19 protein-coding genes and 1 pseudogene are annotated in these 22227 nt (G+C 48.2%); 18 read left to right on the top strand and 2 right to left on the bottom strand.

Going from position 1 to position 22227, the window contains the following annotated elements:
- Positions 1 to 28: 28 nt before the first annotated feature.
- The 13 genes and pseudogenes from D791_RS16360 (at position 29) to D791_RS16300 (ending at position 14787) form a co-directional block, all read left to right on the top strand.
- Positions 29 to 667, top strand: coding sequence for a YqiA/YcfP family alpha/beta fold hydrolase (locus D791_RS16360; protein WP_036513945.1), 639 nt, complete (start codon positions 29 to 31; stop codon positions 665 to 667).
- Positions 667 to 2562, top strand: coding sequence for a DNA topoisomerase IV subunit B (gene parE, locus D791_RS16355; RefSeq protein WP_036513944.1), 1896 nt, complete (start codon positions 667 to 669; stop codon positions 2560 to 2562). The genes D791_RS16360 and parE overlap by 1 nt, the downstream gene beginning before the upstream one ends.
- 99 nt (positions 2563 to 2661) lie before the next feature.
- A pseudogene (locus tag D791_RS21920) lies at positions 2662 to 5326 on the top strand (TrlF family AAA-like ATPase).
- A 26-nt stretch (positions 5327 to 5352) separates the two neighbouring features.
- Entirely contained in the window at positions 5353 to 6573 is a 1221-nt protein-coding gene (locus D791_RS16345; RefSeq protein WP_036513943.1) for an RNA-binding domain-containing protein, read from the top strand.
- A 117-nt stretch (positions 6574 to 6690) separates the two neighbouring features.
- Positions 6691 to 7149, top strand: coding sequence for an LEA/WHy family protein (locus D791_RS16340; protein WP_036513942.1), 459 nt, complete (start codon positions 6691 to 6693; stop codon positions 7147 to 7149).
- 12 nt (positions 7150 to 7161) lie between these two features.
- Positions 7162 to 7686, top strand: a complete 525-nt coding sequence (locus tag D791_RS16335) for a hypothetical protein (RefSeq protein WP_157682416.1) — start codon at positions 7162 to 7164, stop codon at positions 7684 to 7686.
- Positions 7632 to 9062: a sensor histidine kinase gene (locus tag D791_RS16330; RefSeq protein ID WP_036513940.1), complete on the top strand. Its 1431-nt coding sequence runs from the start codon at positions 7632 to 7634 to the stop codon at positions 9060 to 9062. The genes D791_RS16335 and D791_RS16330 overlap by 55 nt, the downstream gene beginning before the upstream one ends.
- Before the next feature lie 106 nt (positions 9063 to 9168).
- On the top strand, positions 9169 to 10527 hold the full coding sequence (locus tag D791_RS16325; RefSeq protein WP_036513939.1) for a sigma-54-dependent transcriptional regulator: 1359 nt from the start codon (positions 9169 to 9171) through the stop codon (positions 10525 to 10527).
- Between the two features lie 229 nt (positions 10528 to 10756).
- Complete coding sequence (gene phnD, locus D791_RS16320; protein ID WP_036513938.1) at positions 10757 to 11770, top strand: phosphate/phosphite/phosphonate ABC transporter substrate-binding protein; 1014 nt, start codon at positions 10757 to 10759, stop codon at positions 11768 to 11770.
- 82 nt (positions 11771 to 11852) lie between these two features.
- Positions 11853 to 12608 carry a phosphonate ABC transporter ATP-binding protein gene (gene phnC, locus D791_RS16315; protein WP_036513935.1) on the top strand — a complete coding sequence of 252 codons (756 nt, stop codon included), beginning with the start codon at positions 11853 to 11855 and terminating at the stop codon, positions 12606 to 12608.
- Positions 12596 to 13330: a phosphonate ABC transporter, permease protein PhnE gene (gene phnE, locus D791_RS16310; protein ID WP_237748688.1), complete on the top strand. Its 735-nt coding sequence runs from the start codon at positions 12596 to 12598 to the stop codon at positions 13328 to 13330. The genes phnC and phnE (D791_RS16310) overlap by 13 nt, the downstream gene beginning before the upstream one ends.
- A gap of 46 nt (positions 13331 to 13376) precedes the next feature.
- Positions 13377 to 14207: a phosphonate ABC transporter, permease protein PhnE gene (gene phnE / locus D791_RS16305; RefSeq protein WP_036513934.1), complete on the top strand. Its 831-nt coding sequence runs from the start codon at positions 13377 to 13379 to the stop codon at positions 14205 to 14207.
- 13 nt (positions 14208 to 14220) lie between these two features.
- Positions 14221 to 14787 carry a histidine phosphatase family protein gene (locus tag D791_RS16300; protein ID WP_036513933.1) on the top strand — a complete coding sequence of 189 codons (567 nt, stop codon included), beginning with the start codon at positions 14221 to 14223 and terminating at the stop codon, positions 14785 to 14787.
- Between the two features lie 65 nt (positions 14788 to 14852).
- On the opposite strand, the gene D791_RS16295 is transcribed toward D791_RS16300, so the two are convergent.
- Both D791_RS16295 and D791_RS16290 read right to left on the bottom strand, forming a co-directional pair.
- Entirely contained in the window at positions 14853 to 17039 is a 2187-nt protein-coding gene (locus D791_RS16295) for an OsmC domain/YcaO domain-containing protein (protein ID WP_036513932.1), read from the bottom strand.
- A 106-nt stretch (positions 17040 to 17145) separates the two neighbouring features.
- Positions 17146 to 18108 (bottom strand): integron integrase, encoded by a 963-nt coding sequence (locus D791_RS16290; protein WP_036513931.1) that lies wholly within the window; start codon positions 18106 to 18108, stop codon positions 17146 to 17148.
- Positions 18109 to 18486: 378 nt separating this feature from the next.
- Here D791_RS16290 and D791_RS16285 point away from each other — a divergent pair, with 378 nt between their 5' ends.
- The 5 genes from D791_RS16285 (at position 18487) to D791_RS16265 (ending at position 22000) form a co-directional block, all read left to right on the top strand.
- On the top strand, positions 18487 to 18729 hold the full coding sequence (locus D791_RS16285) for a hypothetical protein (protein WP_157682415.1): 243 nt from the start codon (positions 18487 to 18489) through the stop codon (positions 18727 to 18729).
- Positions 18729 to 19190 (top strand): hypothetical protein, encoded by a 462-nt coding sequence (locus tag D791_RS16280; protein WP_036513929.1) that lies wholly within the window; start codon positions 18729 to 18731, stop codon positions 19188 to 19190. Before D791_RS16285 ends, D791_RS16280 begins: the two co-directional genes overlap by 1 nt.
- A complete protein-coding gene (locus D791_RS16275) occupies positions 19187 to 20497 on the top strand; it encodes a hypothetical protein (RefSeq protein ID WP_036513928.1) in 1311 nt (436 codons plus the stop codon). Before D791_RS16280 ends, D791_RS16275 begins: the two co-directional genes overlap by 4 nt.
- A 77-nt stretch (positions 20498 to 20574) precedes the next feature.
- Positions 20575 to 21456 carry an SMODS domain-containing nucleotidyltransferase gene (locus tag D791_RS16270; RefSeq protein WP_036513927.1) on the top strand — a complete coding sequence of 294 codons (882 nt, stop codon included), beginning with the start codon at positions 20575 to 20577 and terminating at the stop codon, positions 21454 to 21456.
- The gene (locus D791_RS16265; protein ID WP_036513926.1) at positions 21434 to 22000 is read left to right on the top strand and encodes an SLATT domain-containing protein; all 567 of its coding nucleotides are present in this window, start codon (positions 21434 to 21436) and stop codon (positions 21998 to 22000) included. Before D791_RS16270 ends, D791_RS16265 begins: the two co-directional genes overlap by 23 nt.
- The last annotated feature ends 227 nt before the right edge of the window (positions 22001 to 22227 follow it).

Below are 22227 nucleotides of genomic sequence, written 5' to 3'. Positions count from 1 at the left end.
AACACCGTATAACTTCATGAGAAAATGAATGGCTAATTTACCGCTAATTATTTATGTTCACGGATTTAACAGCTCTCCTGCCTCATGGAAAGCCCAACGTTTGGTTGCGTATATGCAAGCAATCGGTCGAGAGCAGGATGTACTTGTTCCGCCGCTGTCAGCATCCCCCGCGGAGGCGATGGAACAATTACAAGAAATTGTCCAAGCACACAGAGAGCGTTTTATTACTCTGGTCGGCAGCTCGTTGGGTGGGTATTACAGCACGTGGCTAACCGAGCATTACTTGAATGTGCGCAGCGTGTTGGTTAATCCAGCGGTCTACCCCTATCGGCTGCTTGAAAACTGGTTAGGTGAAAACGAAAACATCTATACCCACGAGCGTTACCAATTGACGCATGAACATTTAGCGCAGTTGCATGCGTTGGATGTACCGGAAATCTTTGATCCATCACGCTATGTGTTGTTAACGCAAACCGGAGATGAAACCTTGGATTACCGTGAAGCCGTTGAAAAATTTGCGGGTTCCACTCAGTATATTCAAGAAGGCGGGAGTCATGGATTTGATGCCTTTGATGAGTGGATACCCATGATACTTGCCTTTTCCGAAGGCAAAGCCATCGAGCCTCCAGCAACTACTTTGACCGTTTTAGCACAACAGGAAGCCTAATGACAAAGCAATACAATGCCGACGCTATTGAAGTTCTCAGTGGCTTAGACCCCGTAAAACGCCGTCCAGGTATGTACACCGAAACGGACCGCCCCAATCATTTGGCACAAGAAGTCATAGATAACTCGGTCGATGAAGCGCTGGCTGGCCATGCAAAACAAATTGAAGTGACCTTACATGAAGACGGCTCGCTGTCTGTTTCAGACGATGGCCGTGGCATGCCCGTCGATATCCACCCAGAAGAGGGCGTCAGTGGTGTCGAGTTGATTTTGACGCGTCTGCATGCAGGCGGCAAATTTAACAATGACAACTACACCTTTTCCGGCGGTCTGCATGGCGTTGGGGTGTCGGTCGTAAATGCCCTGTCTAAACTCCTGCACGTTGAAATTCGTCGTGACGGCCAAGTCCATAAAATTGTCTTTGCCGACGGAGAAAAAGTATCCGATCTTGAAGTGATAGGGCAATGTGGCAAGCGCAACACCGGAACAACGGTTCGATTCACGCCCGATCCCAAGTATTTTGACACGCCAAAATTCAGTGTCTCTCGTTTAAAGCACAATTTGCGGGCAAAAGCGGTGCTATGCCCAGGTCTCAAGGTGATTTTTAAAGACCTGAGCGGCGCTAAGCAAGATCAAGAAGAGTGGTACTACGAAGATGGCTTGGTGGCCTATTTAAAAGGGGCAACCCAGGTATACGACACCCTGCCAGAAGAGCCCTTTGTTGGCAGTTTGGTGGGGCAGGAAGATGCCGTCGAGTGGGCTGTGCAGTGGCTGGTAGAGGGGGGAGAAATCATGGCCGAAAGCTATGTTAACCTCATCCCCACGGCACAAGGCGGAACCCATGTGAATGGGCTGCGCACCGGGCTTTTGGAAGCCATGCGTGAGTTTTGTGAAATCCGTAACCTGCTGCCCCGTGGTGTCAAACTCACGCCGGAAGATATTTGGGATAAATGCTGTTATATCCTGTCGGCCAAAATGCGTGACGCTCAATTTTCGGGTCAAACCAAAGAGCGCTTATCGTCACGCGGCATCGCAGCCTTCATTTCAGGTGCCGTGAAAGATGCCTTCTCACTCTGGCTCAACCGTCATGTCGAAGAAGGTGAAAAAATCGCCGAATTGGTGATTACGAACGCGCAAAAGCGCATGCGCAATAACAAGAAAGTGGTTCGTAAAAAAGTCACGCAAGGTCCAGCCTTACCCGGTAAATTGGCCGACTGTTCCGGTGCCGATGCCGCTCAATCCGAACTGTTTTTAGTTGAGGGTGACTCGGCAGGCGGCTCGGCAAAACAAGCCCGAAACCGAGAGTTTCAGGCCATCATGCCCCTGCGCGGTAAGATTCTGAACACCTGGGAAGTGGACTCATCTGAAATACTCGGTTCGCAGGAAATTCACGACATCTCTGTTGCCATTGGCGTTGATCCAGGCTCAGATAATCTTGAAGGACTGCGATACAACAAAATCTGCATTCTGGCAGATGCCGACTCTGATGGCTTGCACATCGCAACGCTGTTGTGCGCTTTGTTTGTGCAGCACTTTAAACCCCTTGTGGCCGCAGGGCATGTCTACGTGGCCATGCCGCCGTTGTACCGCATCGATGTTGCAAAAGAGGTGTTTTATGCTCTTGATGATGATGAGCGAGACGCCATCATTGATCGCATCCGTGCTGAACGTAAAAATGCGAAAGTGGGCGTGCAGCGCTTTAAGGGATTGGGGGAAATGAACCCTTTACAGCTACGCGAAACCACCATGTCACCGGATACCCGTCGACTGGTGCAACTGACGATTGATGATGGTGATGACACCCATGAACTGATGGATATGTTGTTGGCGAAGAAGCGTGCATCTGATCGTAAACAATGGCTTGAAGATAAAGGGAATTTAGCGGAAGTGGTGTAGGGTCTCTATAGTAAAGCCTGCCAAATCAACAGAGTATGATGCAATAGCTTCTGACGGGTAAGACGCGGTTGATGCAAGCATTAAATAAGGAGTGTAAGCATGGCTGAACAACAGCAAAGCTACAAAAAAGCACGCTTTTTTAAATGTGCTTTGCAGGTCAACCCTGCGGGTTATATTCAATACCGTGGGCAAGAGCAGAGCTTGTCGGAGTCCGAATACAATCAGCAACTACTGGATGCCGCGTTGGAAGCTGGAGTTGAAGTCATCGGTTTGGCCGATCATGGCTCTGTCGATGGGGTAGATTCTATCAGGACAGTGTTTAATCAGAATGGAATCGTTGTATTCCCAGGTTTTGAGATTGCTTCAAGCGAAAAAATACATTTTGTTTGCTTATTTGATGAAAACAAATCATCTCAAGAGCTTGAGCGCATTCTCGGTAGTTTACGACTCTTAGACCCTCAAGATGGGATTCGGCCTTCAAGGCTAAGTGCTGAGCAGTTAATTGATGAGGTAAATCAGCAAGGCGGTTTTATTTTTGCCGCCCACTGCACCAATGACAATGGCTTGCTGAAAATTGGACAGATGAATCATGTATGGCAGCACAAAGGCTTATTGGCTGCTCAGATTCCCGGTTCTATTGAGGACTTGCGTGGTGTTGAAAATGACTTTTACCGCAAAGTATTTTTAAATAAAGATGGAAATTATTGGCGTGAGCGAGAAATGGCAGCATTAATGCTGCTGACGTAGAAGCACCCGATAAAATAAAAGCGCCGGGCGCATCCACCCTAATTAAAATGACCAATCCCTGTTTTGCATCATTTAAACAAGCCTTTTTGGATGCAGGTTCGAGGGTCCGCTTAAATACGGATAAGCCGGAAAACTATGCTTCTGCGATAGAGCGAATTCGCTTTGTCGGTGGTTATCTCGATGGTGTTGATATTGAGTTGTCAGATCACCTCAATGCAGTGATAGGTGGCCGCGGTACTGGCAAATCAACCTTACTGGAGTGTATTCGGTATGCATTCGCGTTGGAGCCTAAAACTCAAAACGCGTTAAAACAGCATAAGACTGTCATAGAGACTAATCTTGGCAAAGAGCGGGGTATGGTTGAAATTACACTTCGCTCATCCGTTATGCAGGGTCGTAGATTCACAATAAGCCGAAAATATGGCAATCAGCCAGTTGTGGTGGATGAGCAAGGAAATGTATCTCCGTACCACCCCTCTGACCTGCTGCCGGGTATTGAGCTTTACGGGCAAAATGAAATCTATGAAATGACCCGTGATGAGCACAGCCGTAGCCAACTCATAGAGCGTTTTCTCGAAGGTGAACACGAGCGATTTGATACAGATATAGTCAAGGTGCTGGCAAAGCTTAAAGAAAACCGAGAATCTATTAAGCGTGCATTGAGCCAGAAAGATGACCTTGAAGCAGAGGTCGAGCGTCTGCCGAAACTGCTGGACCAGGCCAAACAGTACCAAGTGTTAGGGATTAATGAAAAACTGAAAATTATCCCTAAGCTAGAAAAAGAAAAACAGCTGAATGACCGAGTTAGCGAGGATGCGAATCGCGTAAAAGACGCGATTGAAATGCTTAAAGACAGCCTTCCCGATACGGTTTTTTTAAGTAATGCCGCTTTGGATACGCTGCCGCATGCTGATTTGTTAAAGCAACAGAGGGATGTGTTAGATGCCCTAAAAGCAGGCGTGCATCAGGTCTTGGAGCAATTAGAACAGCTGGTCGTGGACGCAGACAAACGGCTCTTACCTGTTAATCAATTGTTGGTGGAAAAACAGCGTATTGAAGAGCAGAGTTTAGAGAATGCGTTTAAAGAGATTCCCACAAACCAAGGAAAGACAGGGCGGCAAATTGGTGCGGAATACCAGACGCTATTGAAACAAATTGAGCAGATTCGACCCAAACAAACAACATTGCAAAATCGACAGTCGCAAATTGATGAGCTGTACAAACAGCGCAAAAAATTGTTACTGGAGTTAGATCAGCACACCAGTGCTCGTGCCAGTAGTATTCTGAAATCGGTAAGACGGTTGACGCGTAAACTTGAACAAAAAGTTCGACTCACTTTGCAACCAGAGGGTAATCGTCAAGCATTTGTTAATTTTCTGAGTGCATGCAATTTAGAAGGTGTTGGGCCTAAACGTCTTGCTTGGGTGTTGGAAGGCGAGTTTTCGCCAGCCAATCTGGCGGCCACTATTCGCCAGGGTGAAGCGGAATTAACCTCGAGTTTGGTATATCGGATTCCGTTGTTAGGGCCTTAACCCGTCTGCCAGAACAGAAGTTGTTGGAGCTGGAAGAGTTGCAGCTGCCCGATACCATGGCGATTGAACTCAATGTAACCCATGGTGGACGGGATGCCATATTCCGGCCTATTGATCACCTGTCGACGGGTCAGCAGTGTACAGCGGTCTTACACTTGTTGCTGTTGGATAATCAGGATCCTTTGATTCTCGATCAGCCGGAAGACAATTTAGATAATGCTTTTATTGCTGAACGTATTGTTGCTGAGTTGCGTAGAGCAAAACTCAGTCGCCAATTCCTATTTGCTACCCATAACGCCAATATACCGGTATTTGGTGATGCGGAGTGGATTGGTGTGTTAAGCGTTGAAGGTAACAAAGGAATGATTTTGCCAGAGCAGCAAGGAGCGATTGATGTGCCAAAAGTACAAGAGTTGGCAGCAGATATATTGGAAGGTGGCAAAAGTGCATTTAATCAGCGCCGCGAGAAATACGGCTTTAACTGAGCACTTTATCACCTTGGGAGAAAACCATGTTAAAAACTGAATTGTTGGAAATTATTGCGAATGGAGAAAACTCAGGTATTGAGTTTAAACGGGATGATATTCGTCCTGTACAGTTAGCAAAAGAGGTTGTTGCCATGGCTAACTTTCAAGGTGGTCGGGTGCTGCTGGGTGTCGAAGACGATGGGGCTATTAGTGGGGTGCAAAGAGCCGATCTTGAAGAATGGGTCATGAATGTTTTTCAGAATAAAATTCACCCTATGATTTTGCCCTTTTACGAAGAAGTGAAATTGGATGATCGTAAATTGGTTGCTGTCATCAGTTTTCCTATTGGCATTTCTAAACCTTATGTTGTCCGCGATGGTGGGAAAGAGGAAATTTACATTCGTGTAGGAACGACATCACGGCTGGCGACAAGAGAACAGCAAATGCGTCTATTTGAATTGGGAGGCATGCTACACACTGAGGTTATGCCTGTACCACGAACTGATATAAAGAGTTTAGATGATGCGCGCTTGATGAATTATGTCAGAGACATTTTGCGTGATCCGGATGTTCCGCAGTCGCCTGAAGAGTGGCAAGCCAGGTTGCTCGGGCTAGGCTTTTTAACGGAAACGGCCGATAAGATTTGCTGCACAGTTGCTGGGTTGGTTTTATTTGGTAAAAGTCCGCGTCGTTATTTAAAACAAGCAGGCTTAAGAGTGATGGCGTTTAATAGCGATGATAAAGAATATCAAGCCGCACTGGATGACATTATTGATGGCCCAATGGTGGGTCGCTGGGATCTTGGGAATGGCGATAAACGCTTGGTTGATGGTGGTATTATTGAGCGTTTCATGGAAGCGATGACACCCTTTATATCTCAAGAATCTGGCCAAGTAAACGAAGAACTAAGGCGAGAGACTCAGTGGTTTTACCCGCGGGAAGCAGTTCGCGAGGTGTTGGTCAATGCGCTTGCACATCGCGATTGGACGCGTTTTGTTGAAATTGAGGTGTGTCGATACTCTGATCGACTTGAGGTGACTAGCCCAGGAGCACTGCCTAACTCTATGACGGTGGAAAAAATGAAGGCAGGGCAGCGTTCACCGAGAAATACCATCGTAATGGAAGTGCTACGTGATTACGGATATGTTGATTATCGGGGCATGGGTGTAAGAACAAAAATAGTGCCTTTAACGAAAGCATTAAGTGGCAAAGATCCTGTATTTGAATTAACCGATGACCATTTAAAAACGGTTCTCTATCGATAACCAAGGTCAGGATATGAGTAAGGTTGGAAGGACTTAGGGTAAAACGCTCCACCGAGTTCAGCTAAGGCTCAGCTGAACTCAGGTTTAATCCAGCCTAATTACCCAAAGGAGACAGAGATGAACTCAACAAGACGCGCTGTATTACTGTCGATTCTTGCCTTGCCTGTGATGGGGTGTGCATCCTTAAAAGGGGCCTACGAAAAGCCGCATGTCAAGGTAACGTCTTTCACGATGGTGCCGAATCAACAAGGGATTGCCCCCAAGTTTGCCATAGGTCTAGAGGTGGTGAATCCGAACCGAGTGGGATTGAACCTACGTGGGATGAGCTACAGTGTAGAGGTTGAGAATTACCGAATCCTAAGCGGCGCGGCACCGGATTTACCCTCTGTGCCTGCGTATGGCAGTGCCAACTTTGTCATAGAGGCCAGCCCCGATTTATTGGGCAGTGCGCGTTTGATCAGCGATGTTTTATCCTCGCAACGCAATCAGTACAACTACACCTTCAAAGCGCGCATTGATGCAGGATCCTTGATTCCCTTCATCAATGTTGAAGAATCCGGGCGTTTTAATTTTTAAATCTGGCCGATGATGCAGTTTCAGCAGTGGATTCCTAAAAGTGTCAGCACGCGCTTGATGCTGGCCTTTGCAACCGTTGCCTTGATGACCTTGTTGGCCGCGGGGTTTGCCTCCCACAGCAATGGGCTTTTGCAACAGCGCTTAGAGCAGATTCGAGCCGATAGCATTGAAGTGCTCTATGCCTCCGCGCGCTTGAATGAACTCAGCCAACAACTGACAGCGCTGGTCCCGCGTTTAATCAGTGCCGACTCAAACTATGTGCGGCAGCGCACTAGGGAGCAGCTAAACCGCGTCTTAGCTGAAATGCAGACGTGGGTGATTCATCTGCCCGACTACAACCGTTATTTCATCGAAATCAGTGACCAGATTCGTTACAGCATTGGCCTGATTCATCAAACCGTTGAAGAGCGCCATCGCCATGCTCAGTCGTCGGATCAGCAGCGTTTGCGTCTCTACCCACTCTACGTCGAGGTGAATCAAGCTTGGATCAACGCCCCTTATCAGCCTATTCAGAGGCATTTTTGTCCATACGCTTAAGCCTAAGTTATTTGTTTGCGCTGGCTGAAAAAGTGCACACGGACAGTACATTTAAGGAGTTGGATTACACCTTCTTACGCTTGGAAGCCTTAGTGGCAGAGATACAAGCCTTGCAGCACAAGGATGCCGATCTAATACGCGCATTTGACAATGCGCCTATCGATGCGTTGTTCTTACTGGTTTCCCGTGAGGGACCGCTCTTTACCGAAAAAAACCGTGAACTCGACCTGCGCTATCAAGAAGAATTCTTGGTGAACAATAGCCAGCGCCATATACAGCAGCTGGCGGCTCAAATCTCACAGTACACCGAGCGAGTGAACCAGCGTGTTGATGATGAAATTGCAGAGGCGGGCCTGTCGGTCTCCAAAGCGAGGGATGCAACCTTGATGCTGTCCATCATGAGTTTGCTGCTCGCAGCGAGCGTGTCTTGGTTCTACGTGAGGCGGAACATACTGGGCCGTTTGGTGAGGTTGCAATCCAATATGCACTCCATCGCCAGCGGCACTTTGAGCATCAATGTCATTCAAGAAGGGCAGGACGAAATCTCTGAAATGGCCAAAGATCTCAAAACCTTTCAAGAAGCGGCGGTTCAGACAGAAGCGATGCATCGCCAATTGGCCGCGGAAACGCAAGAGCGATTAGACACCGAAAAGCGTTTACGACTGGCACAGCAAGACTTGATTCAAGCGGGTAAATTGGCCGCGCTGGGGCAGTTAAGCGTGGCGATTACACACGAAATTAACCAACCCCTTGCAGTGATGCGGAATCAGATTCATAGTGTTGGCCTGTGTCTGGACAAGGGCTTAATGGATCAAGCCAAATCCGGGGTAGAGCGGCTCACCCAACAGTTGGAAAAAACGGCCGGGATTACGCACCACTTACGTGGCTTTGCCCGAAAAACCGATCAAAAACCCTATCCCATCCTCTTGGCGCCCGTCATTGATGCAGCGGTTGAATTGCTTAAGTCAAAATCCAGCCATTGCCAGCCTGAGTTGACAGGCGATGCCGATGTTTGGGTGATGGCTGAGCCGATTCGACTTGAGCAAGTGATGGTTAACCTGATTATGAATGCACTGGATGCGGTTCAACAGAGCCAAAATCCGTCTGTGCGCGTCTCTTGGAGCCTATGTGCGAACGCCGAGTGGGTCGAAATCCTTGTTGAAGACAACGGACCGGGTATAGAATCGGATTGCAAAGAGCATATATTCGACCCTTACTTTACCACCAAGTCACCCGGCAAGGGGTTAGGTCTTGGGTTATCGATTAGTTACAACATCTTACAGGACTTTGATGGGCGCATTTCCTTGATGGACACGACATCCGGTGCCTGTTTTCAAATCATGATTCCGATGGCATCCGACACGACACCTGTTTAACTCATGGCAAATGTTTGGCAAGATGGTGTAATTAGCTAAATCCCCGTTGTTATGACGAATAGCCAGCCCTTATTAATGCGTTACCCAAAACGATAAGAATCCGCCTATGTCCCAATTACCGATAGTTTGTATTGTTGACGACGATCCTTCTGTTCTCGACAGTTTTGCCGAAATGCTGACCCTTGAAGGCTTTGAACCTCGATGCTTTAGTGGGCCCTCATTGCTCCTAACCTTTTTGCAACAAAATCCCAATGCTGTGGTACTGAGCGATGTGTGCATGCCGGACGTGGATGGCATGCAGCTGCTTGCACACCTGCAAAACCTTGATGCGGAGTTGCCGGTTGTTTTAATGAGTGGCCATGGCGATATTCCGATGGCAACGCAAGCCATGCGTGAAGGGGCCGTTGATTTTTTGGAGAAACCCGTCTCACCTTCGCTTTTGGTTGAACGCTTACGCCAAGCGCAACGTCAGCGCAAATGGGTGCTTGCGCGTCGTGAGCAGCAGTTGTGCCAAGACGACAAAGCCATTGTCGAGCGCCATGTTGTGGGCGAATCCCCCGGCATTAAGCAACTCCACGAGCAAATTTTGGTGCTGGCCAATGCCGATGTAGACACCCTGATCTACGGTGAAACAGGCAGCGGTAAGGACGTCGTCGCTCGCGCACTGCACGATGCGAGTCAGCGTCGTCACCATCCGTTTATCGCGATCAACTGCGGTGCCATGCCCGAAAACCTTATCGAAAGCGAACTCTTTGGTTACGAAGCTGGCGCTTTTACTGGGGCGAAACAGCGTCAAATGGGGAAAATCGAGGCCGCCTCAGGAGGCACACTGTTCCTAGATGAAATTGAAACCATGCCGTTGACGGCGCAAATTCGGCTGTTACGCGTGTTACAGGAGCGCAGCCTGGAGCGTCTTGGCAGCACACAATCCATTCAGGTGAACATTCGCGTGATCGCCGCAAGCAAAGACGATTTACAGCGAATCAGTGAAAAAGGACTGTTTCGTCTCGATTTATACTACCGCTTAAACGTAGCGAGCTTGAGGCTTCCGCCCTTAAGAGAGCGCGGTGATGATATCCTGATGCTGTTTCAGCATTACTGCCAACTCGCCGCCGAACGCTTTCAAAAAGCCTGCCCACCGATACGCGCCCATCATCAAGAAAGACTCCTGCACTATGCCTGGCCAGGCAATGTCAGAGAGTTGCGCAACACGGCAGATCGTTTTGTGCTGGGCATCGAAGGCGATGGCTTTTCTTTGAACGATACGTCGCAGGCTATCCCTGCTCCTGCGCTGGATGAGTTTGATCAGAAGCTTGAGGACTATGAGCGCAAGCTGATTGAAGACTCCTTAGCCGCCGCTGCGGGTCAAATAGGCAAAGCCGCCGAGCAGTTAAAAATGTCTCGTAAAACCCTGTATCGCAAAATGAAAAAATTCCAGTTGGACAAGCAAACGTTTAGAGCCTGATGGGACATTGGTGACCTATCGCCTGAAAAATCACCCGTTTGAATGGGGCAGATGTGTCCCATTTTTTGGGCGGGTGAATAGGCTTTTTTCTTGATTCTATTCTAACGATATGAAAAATAATGACTATTTTGTGTTGGTATCACTTTTGCTCTGTATTTGCGTACCCGCACTGCATTTTCCCAATTCAGTTGGCGGCTAACAATACAATAATAATTCGGAGATTCTTCACATGAGTTTACTCACCCTTGGTCGTCTCGGTATTACCACGTCACTGATCGTTGCTTTATCCACCTCTGCAGCATTTGCAGCCGATTGTGGGCATCGCGGTGCATTGGATGATCGCTTCTGCGATGAGAACATGGACATGGTGGCCGACACCCCCAAAGACTCCAGCCGTTGGCGCAACCCCAGTACATTGGTGTTCACCTATACCCCGGTGGAAGACCCCGCTGTGTACCAAGATGCATTTGCTGATTTCCAACGCCACCTATCTGAAGCCACTGGCAAACGAGTGGTCTACTACAACGTTCACTCCAACTCGGCACAAGTCGAAGCCATGCGCTCAGGGCGCTTGCATATCGCAGGCTTCTCAACAGGGCCAACAGGCTATGCTGTGAACCTTGCAGGCTATGTACCGATTGCAGTAAAAGGCTATGAAAATGAATTCCAAGGTTACAATCTGATCACCATCGTGCGTGCCGACAGTGATATTCAAACGATGGAAGACCTCAAAGGCCGTACTGTGGCTCATACCGCCGTATCGTCCAACTCAGGTAACCTGGCCCCTAGGGCCTTGTTTCCGGCCTTAGGTGTTGTACCGGATGAAGATTATAAAGTGGCCTATTCTGGCAAGCATGACCAATCCGTAATGGGCGTGTTGACCGGTGACTACGATGCAGCTCCCGTTGCTTCCGATGTGTATGATCGCATGGTTGAAGCAGGCCGAGTGAAGGCAGAGGATTTTAGAGTTATTTACCGCAGTGCACGTTTCCCCACCTCCGCATTTGGCTATGCACATGACTTGCATCCCGAGTTAGTGGAAAAAATCAAAGACGCCTTCGACTCTTACCGCTTTCCGCCCGAAATGCAGGCAAACTTTGACGGCGCAGATCGCTTTTTCCCAATTACCTACAAAGACGACTGGGAAGTTGTTCGTGATATAGCACACGCCACCGGTACCGCGTACACAGAGCGCGGTTTGCAACAATTGGCTGAGCGTGAAGCTGCCGCCGCGAAAAAATAACCGTCCACTTTTTTATCCTCTTTGAACTCAGGCCATCCTATTTCGATGGTCTTGGGTTCGCTATGCCTATAAGGATACTGCTATGAGCCGTCTTGAAATACGTGAGCTTAATCATGCCTATGTGTCAAATAAACCCATCTTAAAGAACATTAATATCGAAATTGATGAGCCGGGCGTTATTGCGATTATTGGACCGTCTGGAACCGGAAAAAGCACCCTTTTGAGATGCATTAACCGACTGATTCAACCAACCGATGGCAGCATTTTGTTCAAGGACAAAGATGTTGCGAAGATCAAAGGCAAATCACTCAGAGAAGTACGCCGCCAAATAGGCATGGTGTTTCAGGAATACAATTTAGTTGAACGTCTCTCTGTGTTGGAAAATGTCTTAACGGGGCGTTTGGGCTATATGTCAGCATGGAGTGCTTGGCGGCGCAACTTCAGCGATAAAGACATTAAGCGCGCCTTCGAATTATTGGCATTTGTAGGGCTCAGTGACTTTGCGATGCAACGCGCCGACAGCCTGTCGGGTGGACAACGCCAGCGTGTCGGCATTGCGCGTGCCCTTATGCAAGAACCCGTGATTCTGCTGGCAGATGAGCCAACCTCATCTCTGGACCCCAAAACATCGGTAGAGATTATGGAGCTGTTGAGACAACTGGCACAGGATAAAGGCATTCCCACCCTCGTTAACATTCACGATGTCAACCTTGCCAAGCGTTACGCCCAACGTATGATCGGCATGAGTGGTGGCCAAGTGGTGTATGACGGCAAGCCAGATGGCATTACCGATACGCATCTAAAATCCATTTATGGGGGTGAGTCATGGCTACAATAGTTGACCGTCAAAACCCTTTTAAAACCTCGCTGTCCACCAAGTTTTTATGGCTGGGGCTGTTCGTTTACCTAGCCTATGCCTTCACAACCTTGGATATTGGCTGGGATCGTTTTGTCCTGGGCCTTGACCAAGGAGGGCGCTTACTTGATCGACTGTTTCCACCCAACTTTACTCGTTGGGAATTGTTGTTACATGACTTAATTGAAAGTCTTCAAATCGCCATTATCGCCAGTGTGGCGGGTATTTTTATTTCCTTATTCGTTGGGCTCATGGCCGCTCGTAATATGATGCCAAACGTGATTAGTATCCCCGTGCGTGTGTTTATTGCGCTGTGCCGTACTTTTCACCCGGTGATTATTGCCATTTTGTTTGTGAAGGCGGTGGGCTTTGGAGCGCTTGCCGGGATTTTAACCCTGACCGTGGCTTCCATTGGCTTTGTCGCCAAACTCTTTGCCGAAGCCATTGAAGAAATCTCCTTCAAACAAGTCGAAGCGATTCGGGCCACGGGGGCAGGCTTTATCAGCACCATTGTGTTTGGGGTAATTCCTCAAGTGTTTTCGCGATTTATTGGCTTTTCCATCTATCAATTGGACTCCAACTTGCGCAACTCCACCATGGTGGGGATCGTTGGAGCCGGTGGTCTAGGGGGAACACTCTTCTCGGCCTTCCAGCGTTTCGATTATGACTTTGTGACAGCCATCTTATTGGCCATTATTGCCTGATCTTAGTGGGCGAAGCCTTATCCAATCTTGTACGGAGGATCTTCCAATGAAAGCAGATGCCGTAATGACGCCTGTTTCCCATGCAACGGATTCCCCAAAATGGCAGCGTTTTACGCTCGGGCAACGATCCGCACGCTATATGGTGTATCTGATCATCGTCATGTCCTTTTTTGCCTCTTTGCGCACGGTCGAAATCATCCCTGAGTTTTTGCTGGATGCACCCGAGCAATTGGCCGATATGTTCAGACGCATGTGGCCGATGGATTTTGCTGCCTATCCCACCACCATTCACGGAGCCATGCTCGACACCCTGCATATTGCCACACTGGGCACTTTGCTCAGTTTGATTCTGGCCGTGCCTCTGGCCTTAATGAATGCCAACAACATTGTGAAGTCTTCATTGGTGAACTGGATTGCCAAGTTCTTCTTGGTTGCATCACGTTCGGTCAACTCCTTGATCTGGGCATTATTGTTTGTCGCGATCTTTGGACCGGGTGTCTTGGCGGGAGTACTGGCGGTTGCGCTGCGCTCGGTCGGCTTTGTCGGCAAGCTGTTTTCAGAAGCCTTGGAAGAGGTCAATATGGGCAGCGTTGAAGCCATTCGCGCAACGGGTGCCTCCTTTACCTCGGTGTTGATCAAAGCCTACTGGCCACAAGCCAAACCCGCTTTTTTTAGTATATTGTTGTTCCGTTGGGACATTAATGTGCGAGAATCCGCCGTATTAGGACTGGTGGGAGCCGGGGGGATTGGCGTAGTGCTGAATGACGCAATGAACCTGTTTCAATGGCCGAAAGTCGCCATGGTGCTAACCACAATCTTCGCTGTGGTGCTCCTGATAGAGTTTATTGTTGTCCAAGTTCGTAAACGTTTAATGTAACGAGAGCCAGAGCATGCCTCCATTAAAAAACACCTACTTACTGATGCGCCATGGCCATAGTTTGGCGAATGAAGCGGGTTGCATTATTAGCCATCCAGATAACGGCATTCATGCGTATGGTCTATCGAATGTGGGGCGTGCGCAACTGCAACAGACGCTTAAGGATTGGCCCTATCCAATCCCAGATCGCCTGCTTCATTCTGACTTTTTAAGAACAACAGAGAGCGCCCAGTGTTTAGCACAGCATTTCAACTGCCCAATCGAGGTGAACACCTTATTGCGTGAGCGTTGTTTTGGGGTGTATGAACAACAAAGCGATCAGTTTTATGAGAGCGTCTGGGCCAAAGACTCCGCCGGGCTTGATGTAACAGCCGAGGGGGTCGAAAGCCTAGAGCGTGTGGCCCAGCGAATGCACTCGGTGATTGAACACTGCGAAGCCACCTATGCGGATCAAACACTGGTGCTTGTGAGCCATGGTGATCCCTTGCAGATTCTCTTAACACACCTGGACGGGCGCGCATTAAGCGAACACCGCAAGCGACCATCCATCGCTCCGGCTGAAATCACGCTGATTCAGTAGGGGCGTGTTCATGAACAGCCTGCCGCCCGTCTTGTCAGAGGTGGGCCGCAGGCTGTTGACTCTTCTTAGACGGCGGCTTTTGCTGCTCGCGCGGCATGTAGCTTTTTATAACTCTCGATTAAGCGCAAATGCTTGTCGAGCCCTTCTAGCTGACTGTTTGTGGGCGTGAGACCATAAAAGCGCACCTCCCCAGTCACCGAACCCACCACGGCATCCATGGTCTCTTGACCAAACATGCGCACGAGGTTGGGTAAAAAGTCCTCCAATGCCAACTCATCGTCTAAGGTGATTTCCAACACGGCATTGATTGCGCGATAAAACAAGCCGCGCGCCACAGTATTGGTGTTGTACTGCAAGAACTGCTCAACGCGCTCCAAGGCCTCTTCATGCTGACCCAAGGCCAGATGAATTAAGAGCTTTAACTCCAGAATCGTAAGCTGTCCCCACTCGGTGTTTTCATCAAACTCGATGCCGATCAGGGTGATGATGTCCATATAATCATCGAGCTGGCTCTCCTCCAAACGCTCGAACAAGGCGGCCAACTGCGCATCGGATAAGCGATGCAAATTGAGAATGTCATCCCGATAATCCAGCGCCTTATTGGTGTTGTCCCAAATCAAATCCTCAATCGGGTACACTTCAGAATAGCCTGGCACGAGAATACGACACACAGGTGCGCCGAGGTCTTGATGAATGGCCATATAGACCTCTTTTCCGAGGTCCTCCAAGATGGCAAACAGACGTTGAGCTTCCTCTTGATTGGTGCCAGAAAAGTCCCATTCGCAGAAATCGTAATCGGCCTTGTTACTAAAGAAACGCCACGAAATCACGCCAGACGAATCGATAAAATGCTCGACGAAGTTATTGGGTTCGGACACAGCTAAGCCACTGAAAGTTGGCGGCTGGAAATCGTTCATCCCCTCAAAACTACGACCCTGCAACAACTCGGTTAAACTGCGCTCCAAGGCAATTTCCATGCTGGGGTGTGCGCCAAACGAGGCAAAAACCCCGCCATTGCGCGGGTTCATCAGGGTTACGCAGGCCACAGGGAACTGACCGCCTAACGACGCGTCCTTCACCAACACAGGATAGCCCTGTTCTTCCAAGGCTTTGATGCCTTCCAACAAGCTGGGGTACTTGTTGAGCACCTCGATGGGGACATCGGGCAGAGCCAGTTCGTTTTCGATAATCTCTTTTTTAACCGCACGCTCAAAAATTTCAGACAGACACTGTACCTGCGCTTCATACAGCGTATTGCCTGCGCTCATGCCGTTGCTGAGGTAGAGGTTTTCAATCAAATTCGATGGGAAATACACCACCTCACCGTCAGACTGACGCACAAAGGGCAGGGCGCAAATGCCTCTGGCTTCGTTGCCTGAATTGGTGTCAATCAGATTGGAACCGCCCAGCTCCCCATCTGGGTTGTATATCTCTAGGCAGTAATCATCCAGGATGCCCTTGGGCAAGCTGTCATCTGCGCCGGGTTTAAACCAACGCTCATTGGGGTAGTGCACAAATGCACTGTTGGCGATGTCTTCACCAAAATACTGATCGTTGTAAAAGAAGTTGCAACTCAAACGCTCAATAAACTCACCCAATGCAGAACAGAGTGCACTTTCTTTTGTCGAGCCCTTGCCATTGGTAAAGCACATGGGCGAGGCTGCATCTCGAATATGCAAAGACCAAACATGCGGCACCAAGTTACGCCATGATGCGATCTCGATCTTCATGCCCAAATCCGCCAACATCTGCGTCATATTGGCAATGGTCTGCTCCAGCGGTAAATCCTTACCGGGAATAAACGTACTCGACTCGCCCTCTGGCTTCACCATCAACAGAGCTTGCGCATCTTCATCAAGATTCTCGACCGTTTCAATTTGAAACTCAGGCCCTGTTTGCACCACTTTTTTAACCGTACAACGCTCGATGGAGCGCAAAATACCGTCACGGTCCTTTTCAGAAATACTCTCGGGCAACTCCACCTGAATTTTGAAAATCTGGTTATAGCGATTCTCAGGATCGACAATGTTGTTTTGCGACAGGCGAATATTGTCGGTCGGAATGTCACGCGCCAGGCAATACACCCGCACAAAGTAGGCCGCACACAAGGCAGAAGAAGCGAGAAAATAGTCAAAAGGACTCGGTGCAGAGCCATCCCCCTTGTAACGTATGGGCTGGTCAGTGATGACGGTGAAATCATCAAACTTGGCTTCAAGTCGAAGATTGTCGAGAAAGTTAACTTTGATTTCCATGCAGAGGGTACCGAGCTAAAGATTGATCAAACAGAGGCGATAACCCGCTATTATCCAGATTTTGAGGGGCTGAGTCTTGGTTAGTGGTGAGAAAATGGGGAAAGAGTTATAGGATTTTGTCTAGGGGGCTGGTTGTGCCAGCAAAGTGCTGGCCGATGACATGAGTGTATATTTGCGTTGTCGATACATCGCTATGGCCCAATAGCTCTTGTATCGTTCGTATATCGCGTCCAGCCATTAGAAGGTGAGTTGCAAATGAATGACGAAAGGTGTGGCAGTTCACTTTTTTGTTTATTGTACCCAGTTGATTAACAGCTTTTTTTAATGATTTTCGTGGTACAGATTCATGTAAGTGATGTCGGCATAGATGATTTGAAATTGGATGTGGACTTAGAGTCGAGGATGGGAATAAGTACATCCATCCTTTTTGTCGAAAGGCGTTTGGATATTTCTTTGATAATGCGTAGGGTAAGTAAGGGCCATAGCCACGTGAATTGTCTTCAGTTTGAAGCTTGATCGCTATGTCTGTTTGTACATCTAGTGCGTTCTCAAGCCTTTGGCTTAAAATAGTGACTCTGTCCTTGTTTCCTTTGCTACATCGAATGAGCAAGCTGCCATTGGACAAGTTAAGATCCTGTATTCGTATTCTTAAGCATTCGCTAATTCTTAAACCGCTTCCATAGAGGAGTGAAAAAATCAGCTTATCTCTATCATTCATCTGGTCAATCAATAGTTTGATTTCAACCTCTGAGATGACCGTTGGTAATCTACGCCCTTGCTTAGCATGTTGGAATCCAAGGTCACCTAGCTGCCTGTTTAATACTTTATGGTATAAAAAAACGAGAGCATTCAGTGCCGATTTTTGAGTGTTGACCGCAACATGACGCTCTGTAGCAAGATAAGATAAGAAGTTTCTAACCTCAGTAGCACCCATTTCGGTTGGATGTTTTAAGGCATTGTAACGTATGAAAAACCGAATCCAGTATAAGTAAGACTTCTCTGTTGTGTAGCTATAACCTCTGAGCCTAATCTCACGTCGTATTGAGTTTATAAAGGGGCTTGAAGACATGATTCACTTCCTGTGTGATGATATTTACTGTATAAATATACAGTATATTTTTGGGATTTCAATAGATTGGCACGAATAGTCGGCAAATATGTCATTTAGTCGCTCGGTTTTCACTGGTTTTTTCAAAAAATCTATATTAGGATCAATGTATTATTAATTTTCCGACCAGAATAACGTGCCTGAGTGATTTGACGAACCGTGCGAGCTCGTTTTGATGGGTCTGTACTTGAAACGTTTTTAAAAAAGTTATTTTAAAACAGTTAAATAGATGCGTTTTTTTGAAATGGTAGGTTCGACAAAGCGAGTTGGCGTGTTATTAAAATGTTAGGCTTCGTAGAGAGGTGTATCGTGAACAGGAAAGTCCGCGGGAGTAATTTCATGGTTACAAGTAATTTCTGGAACAATGAGTTTCCGGATGGTGAATACAGCAAATCGGCTGACGAGGTGCAACACATCAACCGGATTCTTTCGGCGGTTGCGGCGCAAGATATTCCTGCCGAGAAGCGCGGGCAAGTCGCCGATTACATCCACTTTTCTCTACTGCACGAAACCATTGAACCTGCGATCAAGGACAAACTGGAGCCTCTGCTTATCCAGCTTCAAGAGTTTCAGGCTAAGTGATGAGTTGCATCAATCTGGCTATTTCTGTCTGTTCGCTGCTTGCGGCAATCGCCTCGGCCATTGCTGCATGGAAGTCTGCGACATCTGCCAAGACCGCCAATACCTTGGCGAAGGAAGCACTGACCAAGCGCGCACAGTCAGAACTGTTTCTAAAGGTGTTGCTGGAACTGGCACACATCCATCGCTTGATGACCGACTTCATCAACAATGACAACAACGATGCTGATTTCAGCATGGTATTCGATGGCAAGGCAGCTGCCGAGCTTCTGCCGTTGCTGAAAGAACTTGATGCTCTGTCGCCAAAACTGAGGACTGCCTTCAAGGAGGACGCTTCGCTGGCCGATCTTCTGAAACGCATGTCATCTCAGGGCTACAGCACATCGACGGACGATTTGATGCTTCTGCAAAACATGATCGACCTACTCCAGAACTCCCAACGTAAGGAATTAAGCAACCCATGAAACTGACACCAATCCTCGGTATTACGGCCGTAATGTTTATTCTCAGTGCTTGCGCCACCGGTCCGCGGAAGGTCAGCATGGCTGAAGCCACGACCTCCGAGAACCAGATCATCAGCGCCACGAGAAACCAGCCTGTCCCACCGCAGCCTGAAAAGCTTTACACCCAGCCAGTCAACAAGACCGAGCCGTGCAAGCTGCCCACCAGCAAGGAGCAGCTTGAACGCAGGAACTTCCGCTCTTATTGGGATGGCGATTGCAAAGATGGCTATGCCTACGGTCTTGGCCGCGACATCGCCCTGTCCGATACGCACCACTTCGAAGAAATCACCATCTATAACGGCAATGGCGATTCAAAAGGGCAGCCCTACAGGTTTATTGATTATGTACATAATAGAGGAGGCTATGGTGTAAGTGGTGCAACTTGGGGCTCGGTTTCTGGATACAGCGAAAACATCACGAGCGACAGCACCGAATTCTCTATTCAATACCGTGCAGGAATTGCGGATGACCAGGATCGCTCGCGGTACCTAGCAGTAATAAGCTCACCATTCAGTCCAGTCAGAGCTACAGTCAATCAATCTCATGAAAAGCTCGTCTATGTGTTGATGGACCTTTCTGCGCTTCCTGCCACATCGGACCAGCCACAATACGCTCTTTTTGCCGCTGTCCCCGGCACAATGAAACCCATTGGTTTCCGCATCGTTCGTTTCCGAAACGGCGCTATCCAGCACCAAAAAGTTGCTGCTGATGGCCAAAGTATTGCCGAACTGGTGCAATTGCCGTCTGAATACATCGCCCATCTGACATCGAAAATCGACGAAGCGCAAACTGCTGCGCAAAAAGCTATCACAGATGCAACCATGGCCCAGCAGATGGAACGCGAATACCTGCACATGGCTTGCGCTACTGATTACAGTATCAACGGGGTGCCTGCCAAGGACATGGAAATAGCGCGTCAAATCTGTACTTGGCGCGATCAGTGGAAAGAGCCTTACGCCAGGGCCGAGACCAGGTACAAGCAGGAAATGGAGCAGAAGCAACGGGAGGTCGTGCAGGCTGAGCAGCAGCGGGCTTATGTCGCTGCCCAACAGGCGCAAGCCGCCGCCGCACAAAGCGCGGCATTTTCGGCATCCATGAATCAGATGAACCAAGCCCTGCAGCAACAGAACAACAACACTTTGCAACAAATCAATCAGATGAACCAGCAACTACAACACCAGAACAATCAAATGATGGAATCCTGGGCGCCGCAGCAAAATAAAACTACGATCTGCAATCGGATTGGTAACCAAGTCTTCTGTCGGTAGCCTAACAATTAGCTCAAGCAGACCGCACTTACGTACGGCTGCTTAGCAAAGCGTTAGCGATCAACTAAGGAGTCATAGTGTCAGTTGGAGATTGGTTTAGAAAATTTTGTGTCGACATTAAGGTGAAAGATAAGGAATCGATATCGCGCCGCTATAAAGCCATAACACGGCGGTTAAACACCGATTACTGGAACACCACCTCTGACACTTCCCATAGCCTCTACGTAGGTTCGTATGGCAGAAATACTGCCGTTAATGGGTTTAGCGATCTAGACATGATATTTCAACTGCCATACTCGGTTTATAAAAAGTACAATGACTATATTGGTAATGGGCAGTCTGCGTTGTTGCAGGAAGTAAAGCGTACAATTGAAAAAACATACTCGAAAACTAGTATAAGAGGCGATGGGCAAGTAATTCTTGTCCCATTTACAGATGGATTAATCTATGAGGTTGTCCCCGCCTTCATAAATGATAACGATAGCTACACCTATCCGGATGCAAATAGCGGAGGACGCTGGCGCGTTACAAATCCGAGACCTGAGATACTGGCAATAAGAACAAGAAATGACCAATGCAATAAGAACTTAGTTTGGCTTTGCCGGATGATGAGAGTATGGAAAAACAAGTGGGAAGTCCCAATAGGTGGGCTTTTGGTAGACACGTTGGCCTACCAGTTTATCGAAACTTGGAAGCATAGAGATAAGTCGTTTATGTACTACGACTGGATGTGTAGGGACTTCTTTGATTTTATGGCCAAGCAAGATAAAGAAAAGGCATATTGGAAGGCACCCGGCAGTGGCCAATCTGTCTACGGGAAGGGCTTATTTCAATGGAAAGCTAGGCGGTGCTGCAATATTGCTATTGAGGCATGTGAGCATGAGTCTGCGAATCCAAAACGCGAGTGGTCCGCGAAGCAGAAATGGAGGGAGGTTTTTGGAAATCAGTTCCCAAGTTAAAAATGTGCATTTGGAAGACCAGATTCGAGAGTGCTATGGGCGAGTGGTGTATTCACACAAAACGCATGAGAAGTGTGCGGATATGCTGTTGTCTCGATTATCGCATATCAAGATACTTCAAATAGTGTTGTCAGCGCTTAGCACAGTTGGGTTTGTATCTATTATTTTCGGAACAGGACAAGCTGGTGCGATTGCCGGTGGATGCGTGTCGGCGCTTCTGCTAGTACTAAATGGCTACACCAAAGACTATGATTTGGGACAAATTGCGCAGAAGCATCGGCAGACCGCGACAGATTTATGGTTAATACGCGAACGCTACCTTTCACTTCTTACTGACATGAGATCAGAAGACTATGATGAACGTCGTGTGCAAGAGAAGAGGGATGAATTAGTGGAAGAGTTACATTCTCTCTATTCCGGTGCGCCAAGCACGAATTTTAAGGCATACAAAAAGGCGCAAAAAGCACTTAAGGAATTAGAGGATTTGACATTCTCGGATGACGAGATAGATGCCTTCTTACCAAGAGGCCTGAAAAGGCGCTAACACCTATGAGCCCAAATCTTGTCAATAGGCATTAGTTTTTTATTGGCCGCGTTAGCGGCCAATATCAAGTCCCTGAGCCAGTGATCCTACTTCATCTGTCATCGTTGGCTGTGAATGACTTACAGCAAACACCTATTGAGGCTCACTTAGCGTGGTTGTTAACCACTGCCAGACTGGGTTGCTCCTTGCAGGCTAGCCTGGGGCACTAGACATTCTTCGGTTAACCA

This window comes from Nitrincola nitratireducens, from assembly GCF_000585235.1.
In the GTDB taxonomy this organism is placed as follows: Bacteria; Pseudomonadota; Gammaproteobacteria; order Pseudomonadales; family Balneatricaceae; genus Nitrincola; species Nitrincola alkalisediminis.
Note: the sequence above shows the minus strand (reverse complement) of the source record. Positions and strands in the feature narration are given on the sequence as shown.

Bases quoted from the DNA above. Each gene is read 5' to 3' on its own strand.
- D791_RS16360 (WP_036513945.1), top strand. From the start codon at position 29: ATGGCTAATTTACCGCTAATTATTTATGTTCACGGATTTAACAGCTCT.
- parE (WP_036513944.1), top strand. From the start codon at position 667: ATGACAAAGCAATACAATGCCGACGCTATTGAAGTTCTCAGTGGCTTA.
- D791_RS16345 (WP_036513943.1), top strand. From the start codon at position 5,353: ATGTTAAAAACTGAATTGTTGGAAATTATTGCGAATGGAGAAAACTCA.
- D791_RS16340 (WP_036513942.1), top strand. From the start codon at position 6,691: ATGAACTCAACAAGACGCGCTGTATTACTGTCGATTCTTGCCTTGCCT.
- D791_RS16335 (WP_157682416.1), top strand. From the start codon at position 7,162: ATGCAGTTTCAGCAGTGGATTCCTAAAAGTGTCAGCACGCGCTTGATG.
- D791_RS16325 (WP_036513939.1), top strand. From the start codon at position 9,169: ATGTCCCAATTACCGATAGTTTGTATTGTTGACGACGATCCTTCTGTT.
- phnD (WP_036513938.1), top strand. From the start codon at position 10,757: ATGAGTTTACTCACCCTTGGTCGTCTCGGTATTACCACGTCACTGATC.
- phnC (WP_036513935.1), top strand. From the start codon at position 11,853: ATGAGCCGTCTTGAAATACGTGAGCTTAATCATGCCTATGTGTCAAAT.
- phnE (WP_237748688.1), top strand. From the start codon at position 12,596: ATGGCTACAATAGTTGACCGTCAAAACCCTTTTAAAACCTCGCTGTCC.
- phnE (WP_036513934.1), top strand. From the start codon at position 13,377: ATGAAAGCAGATGCCGTAATGACGCCTGTTTCCCATGCAACGGATTCC.
- D791_RS16300 (WP_036513933.1), top strand. From the start codon at position 14,221: ATGCCTCCATTAAAAAACACCTACTTACTGATGCGCCATGGCCATAGT.
- D791_RS16295 (WP_036513932.1), bottom strand. From the start codon at position 17,039: ATGGAAATCAAAGTTAACTTTCTCGACAATCTTCGACTTGAAGCCAAG.
- D791_RS16290 (WP_036513931.1), bottom strand. From the start codon at position 18,108: ATGTCTTCAAGCCCCTTTATAAACTCAATACGACGTGAGATTAGGCTC.
- D791_RS16285 (WP_157682415.1), top strand. From the start codon at position 18,487: ATGGTTACAAGTAATTTCTGGAACAATGAGTTTCCGGATGGTGAATAC.
- D791_RS16280 (WP_036513929.1), top strand. From the start codon at position 18,729: ATGAGTTGCATCAATCTGGCTATTTCTGTCTGTTCGCTGCTTGCGGCA.
- D791_RS16275 (WP_036513928.1), top strand. From the start codon at position 19,187: ATGAAACTGACACCAATCCTCGGTATTACGGCCGTAATGTTTATTCTC.